The organism is Nonomuraea sp. B19D2, assembly GCF_040137845.1.
Lineage (GTDB): Bacteria > Actinomycetota > Actinomycetes > Streptosporangiales > Streptosporangiaceae > Nonomuraea.
Genome location: NZ_JBEFAK010000006.1, coordinates 34920 through 46467, shown reverse-complemented (window position 1 = coordinate 46467; position 11548 = coordinate 34920). Strand labels below are relative to the sequence as shown.

General features: G+C 68.2%; 10 protein-coding genes. 4 read left to right on the top strand and 6 right to left on the bottom strand.

Going from position 1 to position 11548, the window contains the following annotated elements; genetic code table 11:
- Positions 1 to 36: 36 nt before the first annotated feature.
- Positions 37 to 1368, top strand: a complete 1332-nt coding sequence (locus ABN273_RS13325; RefSeq protein WP_349449049.1) for a hypothetical protein — start codon at positions 37 to 39, stop codon at positions 1366 to 1368.
- A 61-nt stretch (positions 1369 to 1429) separates the two neighbouring features.
- Here ABN273_RS13325 and ABN273_RS13320 read toward each other — a convergent pair whose 3' ends face one another.
- Positions 1430 to 1813 (bottom strand): cell division protein SepF, encoded by a 384-nt coding sequence (locus tag ABN273_RS13320; RefSeq protein WP_349449048.1) that lies wholly within the window; start codon positions 1811 to 1813, stop codon positions 1430 to 1432.
- Between the two features lie 1043 nt (positions 1814 to 2856).
- On the opposite strand from ABN273_RS13320, the gene ABN273_RS13315 reads away from it, so the two are divergent.
- The 3 genes from ABN273_RS13315 (at position 2857) to ABN273_RS13305 (ending at position 5773) form a co-directional block, all read left to right on the top strand.
- Positions 2857 to 3363, top strand: a complete 507-nt coding sequence (locus tag ABN273_RS13315; RefSeq protein ID WP_349449047.1) for a hypothetical protein — start codon at positions 2857 to 2859, stop codon at positions 3361 to 3363.
- Positions 3364 to 3523: 160 nt separating this feature from the next.
- Positions 3524 to 5125 (top strand): DUF4012 domain-containing protein, encoded by a 1602-nt coding sequence (locus ABN273_RS13310; RefSeq protein WP_349449046.1) that lies wholly within the window; start codon positions 3524 to 3526, stop codon positions 5123 to 5125.
- A gap of 75 nt (positions 5126 to 5200) precedes the next feature.
- A complete protein-coding gene (locus ABN273_RS13305; protein ID WP_349449045.1) occupies positions 5201 to 5773 on the top strand; it encodes an arsenate reductase/protein-tyrosine-phosphatase family protein in 573 nt (190 codons plus the stop codon).
- Here the strand turns inward: ABN273_RS13305 and ABN273_RS13300 are convergent.
- The 5 genes from ABN273_RS13300 to ABN273_RS13280 are packed head-to-tail and all read right to left on the bottom strand — an operon-like array spanning position 5754 to position 11359.
- The gene (locus ABN273_RS13300; RefSeq protein WP_349449044.1) at positions 5754 to 7190 is read right to left on the bottom strand and encodes a tyrosine-protein kinase domain-containing protein; all 1437 of its coding nucleotides are present in this window, start codon (positions 7188 to 7190) and stop codon (positions 5754 to 5756) included. The two genes, ABN273_RS13305 and ABN273_RS13300, sit on opposite strands and share 20 nt — an antisense overlap.
- Positions 7153 to 8193: a glycosyltransferase family 4 protein gene (locus ABN273_RS13295; protein ID WP_349449043.1), complete on the bottom strand. Its 1041-nt coding sequence runs from the start codon at positions 8191 to 8193 to the stop codon at positions 7153 to 7155. The genes ABN273_RS13300 and ABN273_RS13295 overlap by 38 nt, the downstream gene beginning before the upstream one ends.
- A complete protein-coding gene (locus ABN273_RS13290) occupies positions 8190 to 9179 on the bottom strand; it encodes an NAD-dependent epimerase/dehydratase family protein (protein ID WP_349449042.1) in 990 nt (329 codons plus the stop codon). The genes ABN273_RS13295 and ABN273_RS13290 overlap by 4 nt, the downstream gene beginning before the upstream one ends.
- A 45-nt stretch (positions 9180 to 9224) precedes the next feature.
- Entirely contained in the window at positions 9225 to 10178 is a 954-nt protein-coding gene (locus ABN273_RS13285) for an NAD-dependent epimerase/dehydratase family protein (protein ID WP_349449041.1), read from the bottom strand.
- Complete coding sequence (locus ABN273_RS13280) at positions 10175 to 11359, bottom strand: glycosyltransferase (protein WP_349449040.1); 1185 nt, start codon at positions 11357 to 11359, stop codon at positions 10175 to 10177. Before ABN273_RS13280 ends, ABN273_RS13285 begins: the two co-directional genes overlap by 4 nt.
- Between the last annotated feature and the right edge of the window lie 189 nt (positions 11360 to 11548).

Genomic DNA, 11548 nt, shown 5'->3' with positions numbered 1-11548 from the left:
TCATGAACAGAGGCTGAAATGGGGGAGTTCTCTGCCTTGAGCACGGACCTGTCTGCGAGCCCCCCAGCAGCTGCGGAGCTGCATCGCTACGCCGAGGCGCTGCTGGCGCACCTCGCTGCGAGGGGCGCCACACCTCCCGCCGCACCGAGTTTTCGCGACATACCCGGTTATTGGCTGCCCCCGGCCGTCGAAGCGCTGGTCGCGATCCTCTCGGGCGAGGACCCGCTGGAGCCCCTGAGCAAGGCCGCGGGCCGCGACCAGCAGCAGACCGCGCTCTTCCTCTGCCTGGCACTCGCGGTGTCCGGGCAGGGCAGCCGCATCCACGCCTCCTGGCTCGGCACCGCCTTCGGCGAGCTGTCACTCGACCGGCCGGTCTCCCACGGCCAGCGCTCGCTCTGGTTGGCCGCCGCCAGAGGCGCGTACGGCCCCGCCGGCAAGATCTTCGTGCTGCGCAAGCTCGACGCCCTGGCCGTGCAGGAGCACACCGATCCTGAGCAGTGGGTGCAGGCACTGGTGCCGGGCGAGCCGTCGGTCGTCGTCCCGCCCTCGCTGGTCGACTTCCCCGAGATGGCGGAGATCCCCGAGCTGGCCAGGCCCGCGGTGGCGGCCGCCCGGCTGGCCAGGCTGCGCGGGCGGTGCGCGGAGATCACCTCGACGCGGCAGTCCGAGCGCGACTCCTCCGTCCCCCTCGACAACAGCTCCGGCATCCCGGCCGCCACCTGGGCCGAGGACGAGCCGCTCGCCGTCCTGCGCTCCCTGATCGGCTCGGGCGGCCCGGCCGGGCCGATGGCCTCGCTCAACACGTACCTGCTCGAGGACCTTCGCCCGGGTGCCGACCCGCACCTCGCCGCCATCGCCCTGCACGTGGCGGCGCCGATCCTGCGGGGCATGGCCGAGGAGCTCGAGGCCGACAGCCGCCTCGCGCCGCCCGCCACGCTCACCGTGGCGCTGCTCGGGCATCGCATCGAGCTGCGCCCCGAGGGTCCCGAGCCGGCGTCGCTGGCCGCCGCCGAGAGCGCGATCATCGCGGACGGCTTCGTGCCCCGCCCTCGTCCGTGGGCCGCCATGGTGCTGCTCGTGGCGGGGGTCGCCTGCCTCGTCGGCGCGGTGTTCGCCAGCAGCCTGCTCGCCGCCGCCGGGGTGGCCATGATCGGCCTCGCCGGCTGGCAGCTCTGGCAGCGCCGCAAGCTCGTCGAGGCCGACGCGCGATACGCGGCCGCGCAGGTCAACGAGCTGGGAGAGCTGGCCGAGGGCGCGGTGTGGGCCCTGCACGCCTACGCGCGGGAGGCGGACACGCGCGCAAAACAGGCCGCGGAGGACGCAGCCGAGCTGACCCGGCTGATCCGGCGCGGCCCGCGCGCCGCATAGCTGACTGGCCCGGCACCGCTCGCGCGCCGCATACCACGCCGGCCTGAGGCCGGCGCCTCGCTCAGGTGGTCTCGATCTCCACGTGAGCAGGCGCGAGCAGGAAGACGCGGTCGGCGATGCGCTCGATCCGCCCCTCGCACCCATAGGCCAGCCCGGCGGCGAAGTCGACCATCCTCGTCGCCTCGGGCATCGGCATGCCCGAGACGTCCATGATCACCGTCTGCCCTTCACGGAAGTGCTGACCGATCAACGGCGCGTCGTTGTACTTGAGCGGCTGGACCATCACGATGCGCGACGAGTCGACGTTCGCGCGCCACCGCCTGGCGGCCCGCTCGGTCGCGGGGACGTACTCGTCCTCGTAGTGCTCGTCGTCGTCATAGCCCTCGTCGTAGTGATCGACCCCGCTCAGGCCAAGGTAGCTCACCACCTTGCGCACTGCCCCCATCGGCTTGTCCTTTCTTCAGGAACTCACCGTAATCGGCACGTCCCTACGCATTGGACGGTAACCGACGATTCCGCATTCGCCACGCGACACGCCCAGCCCTAATTCCATTTTGTACGGCTTGCAGCCCGCTTGCAGCTGGATATCCGGCCCCCCTGCGCTGCGCGTGTTCACTGTGGGTGCCTTCACGGACACAGCTTTCCACGGTAATCCCGCCGCTGTCTGCCCACTGGACTCTCCGGTTACTGACGTCGCATGCGGAGCGTAGCCGCCGAGCCGGACCTCTCCGGGACCGCCGTCGTGCTCGGCGATGCGGCGTCGGGGCAAGCGTCACGCTCACGACTTTATTCGGCGGGCGCTACCACGGGTCGGCTCGAATTCCGGACGGCAGGCGGCTCGCTTACCGTGAATCGCCTGGTGAAGGGCAGGGCCGCCATCGTTTTCCGGCCATGGCGGTGCGCTCACGGCCTGGAAAACGTGCTCGACGCCGCTGCGGCGTGGGCCGGAAAAGCCGCCTCGAGCTGCCGGTGGAGCTCGAGTGGAAGAAAAAGGCCTCCGGGACGGACTCGGCCACGGGCTCCGGCGCGCCGCACCCTGACCCCTTACCGGGCGGAGCGGCTCGGCGGCACGGGAGAGGGCAGGGGTCCATCCACGACGGCGGCACGCCGTGACGACACCCGACTGAGGCACGACATATACCCATTTGATCGGAATTTGTGCTTTTTTACAAGAGAGGCGGGATATTGCGGAATTCGCAGGATATAGGGCTGCCCAGGCGCACGGGCAAGTCGATTACCGACACCCGGCAATGCGTGTCCCGCACGCACGGCCCCACGGGGCGAACTACCGCGTAAAATCAACGTTTCCGCTGGTCAGAGTCGCTGTTCGAAGATGTCAACGAGCAAGATCGGTTCGATCGTCAAAGTACGGAGAACCTTCGGTGACCATTTGGCAAGAAACGTACGAGGGGAGGAGCATCCACCGGCTGACCACATATAACGGTTCCGTAGCGAACATGTCGCCAGCATTCCGGGCGAAATATTCGCTTGGCCGAGGAACCGTTACGGGAGACCGAAATGGCAGAGAAGATCGCAAGACCTGTATTGCTCGCGGCAGTGCTCGGGAGCGGACTCGCGTTGGGGGGCGCCGGACTGGCGTTCGCAAGCGCGGGGCCGATCGACCAGGTCAAGCCCATGAGCACACATATCACGTCCACGCCGACCATCACCACGACGCTGTATCCGCCTTCACCCACCGTCACAGTGGAGGAGGTGGAGATCGAGGATCCCAGCACCGAGATCGAGGACGAGGACGACTTCGATCGCGACACGGATACGTCCTTCCAGCGCAACCAGTCGTTCGTGAACGTCGAGGTCGACGATCGCGTCCCGCGTGATTTCGTCCACCACTACCGCAGCCCCGAGGCTAGGGAACTGCCGTTCACCGGCGCGCCCGTGTCGACTCTGGCAGCAGCGGGCGCGGGCCTGCTGATCATAGGTGCCGCGGGCACGATCATCGCCGTACGGCGCCGCCGAACAGCCAGTGCCAAGTAAGAAGCGCCGGCGCGTCGTCACGGGTCTGCTCTGCTTCTCGGCAGGCCTCGCGCTGGCCGCGGGTTGGTCGGCGCATCTTGGTCTGAGCGTGCGGGATCACCTGCAGGCGACCAGGGACGCACTGGTCCGGCTTCGCACAAGCGACCCGGCGGGAGCGGCCGTGGCGCTCGCAGACGCGAGACGGCGTGCCGAAGAGGCACGTCGGCTCACGAGTGGCCTGGACTGGTCGTTGCTCACCCACACTCCCGTGGTGGGAGAGGGCGCGACGACCGTCCGTGGGCTCGCCGAGACCGCAGCCGAGCTGACGAGTGCCCTGACGGACCTCCAGCAGGCCGGCGCCGGGCTGATCCAGGCCAGAGGGCTTTCCATGAAGAGCATGGGGACCCTGCTGGCCAAACTGGAATCAGCCGCGCCGGCCCTGCATGCCGCCTCCGACCGGATCGATCTGACGCGTTCCCGCCTGGCCGCCACTCCCGACGGCACCGGTGTGGACGCGATCGACCAGGCCCGCGCCACCGCTCTCGAGGAGATCGACGAGCTGAGCGGCTGGCTCGGCGCCGCCGACGACGCCGCGGCCCTGCTTCCCCCGATGCTGGGCCACCATGGCCCGCGCCGCTACTTCCTGGCCTTCCAGACCAACGCCGAAGCACGCGGAACCGGAGGGCTGGTCGGTGCGTTCGGCATCCTGAAAGCCGGCCACGGCCGCATCGGCATCAAGCGGCTCTCCCCCAACAACGGTCTGGAGTCCGGCTCTGCCCAGGTGACCGATCATGGCCCGGCCTTCCTCTCACGTTACGGGCCCAGCGCGGCTTCCCTGCTGTCCAATACCAACCTCTCCCCGCACTTCCCGTACGCGGCGGAGACCTGGACCGCGCTGTGGCGACGACAGACCGGCCGGCAGCTGGACGGCGCGATCGCCACCGATCCGGTCGGCCTGTCCTACCTGCTGAAGCTGATCGGGCCCGTCAAGCTCCCGACCGGCGAGACAGTGACCGCGGAGAACGTGGTCTTTCTCACCGAGAGACAGGCCTACTCCCGCTTCACCGACCCGATCGAGCGCAAGGCGTTTCTCATCACGGTCGCCAGTGCGGTGAGCGAGGCGATGACCAGAGCCAGCCTGGATCCCACGGCGGTGTTGCCGACCTTGTCGAAGCTGGTGAACGAGCGAAGAGTGCAGGTCTGGAGCCGCAGGGACGCCGAGCAGGAACGCCTGGCGGCCACCTCGCTCGGCGGCGTGCTGCCGGAGGAGTCGGGGCCGTTCGCCGGGCTCGTGATCAACAACTCCGCCGGCACCAAGCTCGACTACTACCTGGACCGCTCGCTCCAATACGAACTGGGCTCCTGCCGTGGCGACGGGCGGCGCCTCACGAGGGCGCGGATCCAGCTCACCAACGACGTGCCGCGCGTGAAGCTGCCCTCGTACGTCACCGATCGGCTCGACGCCTGGAAACGTCGCCCCGCTGTCGGATCCAACCAGGCATGGGTGTCGTTCTACGCCGCTGTCGGCGCCGAGATCAAAGCCGTGCGCATCGACGGGAAGCCCGCACCGATCATCAAGGAAGTCGAGCGTTCCCACCCCGTCTACTCCACCGTGCTCAACTTCGCCCCCAGGCGGACCCGGACGCTGGAGTTCGTCATGCTGGAACCCGCCTCACTCGCGCTGCCGGTGATCCCCGTGCAGCCTCTGGCCCGCCCGCAGCAGACCAGGCTCGCTCTGTACGGCGGGGCCTGTGCCCCGGCGGATCGTGACACCGAGCGATAGAACCGAGCGACAGAAGAGGTAAAGCCCGGTGCGCCGTGACAGGCCACCGGGCCCGTTCCCCCTATCGTCACGCCCATGACGTCAGGGGAGGCCCGCTTCCACATCCTGTTCGTGTGCACGGGCAACATGTGTCGCTCTCCGCTGGCCGAGCGGCTGACCCGGTCTGCTCTCGGCCCGCCGTTCGTGGTGACGAGCGCGGGCACCCACGCCGAGCCCGGCATGGAGATGGCAGAAAGGGCTCAGCAGGTTCTGACACGCCTCGGCGGTGACCCGGCCGGGTTCGTCTCCCAGCCGCTGACCGCGGAGTTGCTGGCCGGCGCCGATCTGGTGCTGACCGCCGCCAGGGAGCACCGGGCGGAGTCGGTGACCAGGCATCTGCAGGCCGCGCCCCGCGTCTTCACGATCGTCGAATTCGGCGCGCTCGCCGCGGCGGCGGAGCGCGAGGAGATCACGCGTCACCGCGACGCCGTACGGCGGGCCCGCGCTCTGGTCGAGCAGGCGCAGGCGCTGCGCGGCCTGGTCAAGGTGGACCGGCCGGACATCCGCGACCCCATGGGCCGCTGGATCTGGGCCTACAAGGCGGCGGGACGGAGAATCGCGAAGGCGCTCTCCGTCCCGCTGGAGCTGCTCAAACCGTCGCCGTCTTGACGGTCTCCTTGGTCTCTTCCTTGGCCGTCTCCGACTCGTAGTACCCGTAGCCGTATCCGTAGCCGCCGTACTTGCTCGCCTTGGCCGGGACGAAGTTGAGCACGGTGCCCACGATCCTGGCGTTGATTGACGACAGTTGCTCTATGGCGCGCTGGAGATGCTCCTGCCGCGTCCCGCCGTACTTGGCGACGAGCATCACTCCGTCGCAGACGGCCGCGAGGGTCGCGGCGTCGGTGACGGGCAGCAACGGCGGCGCGTCGATGATCACGATGTCGAACTTGCCGGTGAGCTGGTCGAGCAGCTGGCGCATGATGCGCGAGCCGAGCAGCTCGCTCGGGTTCGGTGGGATCTGGCCGCTGGGCAGCAGGAAGAGCCGCGGCTCGCCCCACGTCTGGATCACCTGGTCCAGCCGCGCCTTGCCGATGAGCACGTCCGTCAGGCCGACCGCGCCCTCGATCCCGAAGTAGTCGGGAAGGCGCGGACGGCGCAGGTCGGCGTCCACGAGCAGGACCCGCCAGCCCGCCTGCGCAAGGGTGATCGCGAGGTTGGAGCAGGTCGAGGACTTGCCCTCGTTCGGCAGGCAGCTGGTGATCACGAGCGACTTGGGCTGCCTGTCGATCCCGATGAACTGCAGGTTGGTGCGGAGCGAGCGGAACGCCTCGGCTCTGCTGGAGCGCCCCTGCGTCCGTACGATCAGCGGGTGGCGGCGTGCCGCGCGCTCGTAGCCGATGATGCCCAGCGTGGAGCTGTTGGACTTCTCCTGCAGCTCGTGGGGGCTCTTGATGGTGGTGTCCAGCCGGTCGCGCAGAATGAGTGAGCTGAACGCGACGACCAGCGCGATCAGCATGGCGACCAGGAGGTTCACCACGGGCATCGGGCTGACGGGCTCCGTGGGGACCTCTGCCTGATCCACGATGGTGACCTTGACCGTCGGCCGGCTGGTGGGCGTCGGCCGCTCGATCTGGTCGACGAGGAGCGCGAACTTGTCCCCCAACGCGTTGGCCAGCGAGGCGGCACGCACGGGATCCTGGTCGCTGACCATGGCGCGCAGCAGCACCGTTCCTGGCACGACCTCCGCGGTGATGTTCTGCTGCAGGCGCGCGATGTCCTCGTCCGTCGTGATCCGGCTGACCATGCTCCGGCTCGTCAGCAGGTTGGCATAGGACTGCGCGCCCTGCGACAGAGTGCCCACCTGATAGGCGGGCGAGAAGCCGCCCTGCTTGTCGTAGCTGGAGAACAGCATGGTGATCGTCGCCACGTACTTGGGCGGCATGTTGACGGTCACGATCAGCGCCGAGCCCAGCGAGATGATCAGCGACAGCAGGATGAGCACCCAGTTCTTACGTGCCAGTCGTATGAAGTAGAGCAGGTCCAACTGGTCATCGCCGCCTTTCGCGGATTCGTGAAGGCTTCTCAAGTGAGCGGTGTGGCGGATAGACGTTCACACCCTGCAGCAGGCAGACGCAGGCGACCGCGGCCCCTCCCGCGACCAGCGCCGCGGCGAGCGGCGACACCCGGCCCAGGATCATCGCCGTGCACAACCCGCAGGTCAGCGCGGCGATGAGGCCCAGCACGACCGCCACCAGCCGCGCGCTCAAGCCCAGTTTGCGTAGCCGGTGCGACACGTGGTCGGTGCCGCCCATCAGCGGCGGCCGGCCTGCCCGTATCCGGGACAGGACGACGACCCCGGTGTCCACCGTCGCCACGAAGGTGGACAGGAGCAGCCCTCCCGCCACCACGTCGGGGCCAGGCCCGGCGATCAGGACGACCGCGGAGCAGGTGAGCGCGAAGCCGATGAACAGGGATCCCGAATCCCCCATGAACATTTTCGCGGGAGGCCAGTTGTGCAGGAGGAAGCCGAACGCGGCACCGGTGAGCACCGCCAGGAAGATTCCCAGGTCCGGCCGGCCCTGTAGCAACGCCATGGCAGCCAGAAAGACGGCGGTCACGGTGGCGACAGCTCCGAGCGAAGCGTCCATGTTGTCCAGAAGGTTGAAGGAGTTGGTGATCAGGACGATCCAGATCACCGTGATCGGGACGTCTGGCCATCCTCCTGTCACGGTGAGCCTGATTCCGGAGAGCACGACGGCGGTGGTCACCACCGTCTCCACAACCAGTCTGGTGACGGCCGGCAGCGACCCGACGTCGTCGATGAGCCCAATCGCGGCCACCGCCGTGCCGCCCAGCAGTATCGCGATGAGCTGCCAGTCGGCGAGGCCAGTGGCAGCCGCCGTGATCAGGACCGTGGCCAGCAGGATCGCGATGCCACCCAGGTACGGGGTGGGCCGGGCGTGCGACTTGTGCCCGCCTGGCCGGTCGGTGAGGCCCCACCGGAAGGCGAGGCGCTTCAACGGGATGGCCGCCGAGGCGCTGAGCAGACAGGCCGCCGCACCGGCAGCCAACGTCGCTGTTCCGCTCACCGCATGGTCGCCGCGAGCTCCTCGCGGGCCTCCTGGACGGTGTCGCTGAGGATCTCGTCGAGCGTGTGTCGTGGAGCCCAGCCGGTTAGCTTGCGGATCTTGGTGGTGTCCGGGACCCGCCGGGTCATGTCCTCGAAACCCTGCTGGTAGGCCTCGTGATAGGGGATCAGTTCGACCCCCGACGTGGAGCCGGTGTGTTCGACGATCAGCTTGGCCAGCTCCAGGATGCTCACCTCGTCGCCCGAGCCGATGTTGAAGGTCTGACCGACCGCCGCCTCGTCGTCGAGGAGCCGGACCAGGCCGTCGACCACGTCCGCAACATGCGCGAAGCAGCGCGTCTGGGTGCCGTCACCGAAGACGGTCAGCGCCGTGCCAGCCAGGGCCTGCCGTACCAGGCGGGGAATCACCATGCCGTAGGCCGGGCTCTGTCGCGGCCCCACGGTGTTGAAGAGCCTGACGACGATCGCAGGCAGGCCGCGCTCCGTGTGGTATGCGTTGGCCAGGATCTCGTCCACCGTTTTGGCGGTGCTGTAGGCCCAGCGGACGACGGCTGTGCTGCCGAGTATGCGGTCGGCGTCCTCCTGGAGCGGTCCAGATGAATTCTTGCCGTAGACCTCGCTCGTGCTCGCGATGAGGATCTTCTTGCGATACCGGTGCGCGGCCTCGATGACGATCTCCGAGCCCCGGATGTTGGTCGTCAGGGATCGCAGCGGCTGCTCGACGATCAGCTTGACGCCAACGGCCGCGGCGAGGTGGACGACGACGTCGCATTGGTGGACGAGCTCGTCGACGATCAGCTCGTCCAGGATCGACCCCTGGACGAAGCGCATGCTCGGGTGCGGCCGCAGGTTGGCGAGCCTCCCGGTCGAGAGGTTGTCCAGAATGACGACGGAGTCACCGCGGGCGATCAATGCGTCGGTCAGGTGGGATCCGATGAATCCACTCCCGCCCGTGATCAGATATGTGCACTTCGATGCTTTACTCACTGGCTTTCCTCGCTAATGCGTTCTGCGGCCGGAGATGGCGGCGGCTCAGGCGGGTACGCCGGAACTCGCGACCACCGCCGTCTGGAACCAGGCCACCGTCTGGCGGAGCCCGTCATCAACCGACACCGGATGCACGCCGGAAAACAGCTCTTTGAGCAGGTGAGGGGATGCCTGCGACTCACGGATGTCGCCTGCCCGCGGCGGAAGGAACTCGGCCTCGATGGGCTTGTCGAGCACTGAGGCGAGAATGTCCTTGAGCTCCAGCAGCGACGTACGGGCGCCGTATGCGAGATTGACCGGTTTCCCGCTCGTCACGCGGCAGGCGACGGCGTCGCAGATGACTTGCGTGACCGTTCCCACGTAGGTGAAGTCACGCGTCTGAAGCCCGTCGCCGAAGATCGGCACCGGACGGCCCCCCAACGCTCTGGAGACGAACGAGGGGATGACCGCCGCGTAGGCGTGGTCGGCGGGCTGGAGCGGGCCGTACACGTTGAAGAAGCGGAACGGCAGGACGGGCAGGCCGAAGCTGGCGGCGTACGCGAGCGCGTACGCCTCGGTGGCCAGTTTGCTCACCCCGTACGGGCTGAGCGGCCTGGTCGGCAGCTCTTCATGCTTGTACGGCTCCGTGCAGTCGCCATAGACGGATGACGACGACGCGAGGATCACGTGCGGCATCGTGGCCCTGCATGCCTCGAGGACGCGCAGCGTCCCCGTGGCGTTGATGTCGTGCGTGGCCAGCGGATCCGCCAGCGACCTGGGTACCGAAGGGCGCGCCGCGAGGTGCACGACCGTCGTGGCGTCCGCGACGAGGTCGGCCAGCAGAGCCGGGTCCAGGATGCTGCCCTGGACGAAACGCACCGCGACGCCATCGAGGTTGGCGACGTCCCCGCTGCTCAGGTCGTCCAGCACTGTGACGTTGTGGATCTCGGGCCGCGCGGCGAGCGCCCGGCAGAGATTCGCGCCGATGAAGCCGGCCCCGCCGGTTACGAGTACATTCACCTGTTGATCCCTCCTGTGGTGACACGACGATCCCGGCGCGGCTCGCCCAGTGATCGATATAGGGCCTCGGTGTCAGCGACGAGGCGGCCCACGTCGAACGAGGCGGTTGACCAGCCGCGCGCAGCCTCGCCAAGCCGGTGCGCGAGCAGGGGGTCTGAGATGATTCGTACGGTTTGTTCCGCCAGTGCGGCTGGATCGGTCGAAGAGAGCAACCCGGTGCGCTCGTCCTGGACGACCTCGGCGACGCTGCCCACGCGGGTGGAGACCACAGGCGTGCCGGCCATCTGCGCCTCGATGAGCGTGAGCGGGGTGCCCTCGTTGTCGGAGGTCAGCAGCACCACGTCGGACGCCGCGTAGACGGTCTCCACGTCCTTGCGCCAGCCGACCAGGTGGAAGGCGTGCCGCACCGGCGCGATGTCCTGCTTGACCTGGTCGAGGAGGTCGCCACCGCCGCAGATGACGAAGCGGCAGTCCGGCACCCGCGCCAGGATCCTGTTCGCCGCGGAGACGAATCGGTCGGGCCGCTTGATCTGCGTGAGCCGGCCGACATACGTCACCACGGGAGCGCTCAGCGGCAGGTCGAGAGCGCGGCGGGCGGACGCGCGATCCGGCACCGGACCCAACCGGACGCCCGGAGGGATCACGACATACTGCTCAGGGCGCCCGATCCCCGCACGGAGAAGGTCATCGCGGACCTCGGCGCCCACGGTCGCCAGGCGATCCGACATGGTCGCCAGGAGGCGCTCAGAGCGCACATAAATCGCGCGTTTCGCACCGGTGAAGTAGCCGTTGAGCAAGTGGCCGTGGAAGACGTGAACGACGGCGGCTCCGACGCCCGACAGCTTCGCGGCCACCCGCCCGAGCGCGCCCGCTTTGGCCGTACGCGTGTGCACGACATGCGGCCGGAAGCCGCGCATCGCGGACACGAGTTGGAAAAGGGCACGTGCGTCGTCGGTCGGCCGGATGGATCGGCCGAGGCCGGGAATCCGGTGCACGCGCACATCTCGGCCTCGCAGGCCCAGATGGTCGCCCTCCTCGTCGTCGACATAGCCGGTGTAGAGGCGGTGGTCGAACTCTTCCGCGTTCAGCCGTTCCGAGAGCCCGAGCACCTGAGTAGCGGGACCGCCGACGTTCAACCGCGCGATCACTTCCATGATGCGAATTCGACTGTCCAGCTGCATGCGGCTCCTTGACGACGGTCTGGCCCACGTCCGCGAAGCTAGCTAGGGAATCGGTCAGTAACGCTCACGCCGTCGCGGTGAGTGGTGAAATGTTTTCTCGCTCCCTACCTAGACGTGATCGTCGGGCAGTCGGCGCTTACCTTCCCCAAAGTCCTGCGACGCGCCCTCGGCACGGTCTTCACCGAGAAA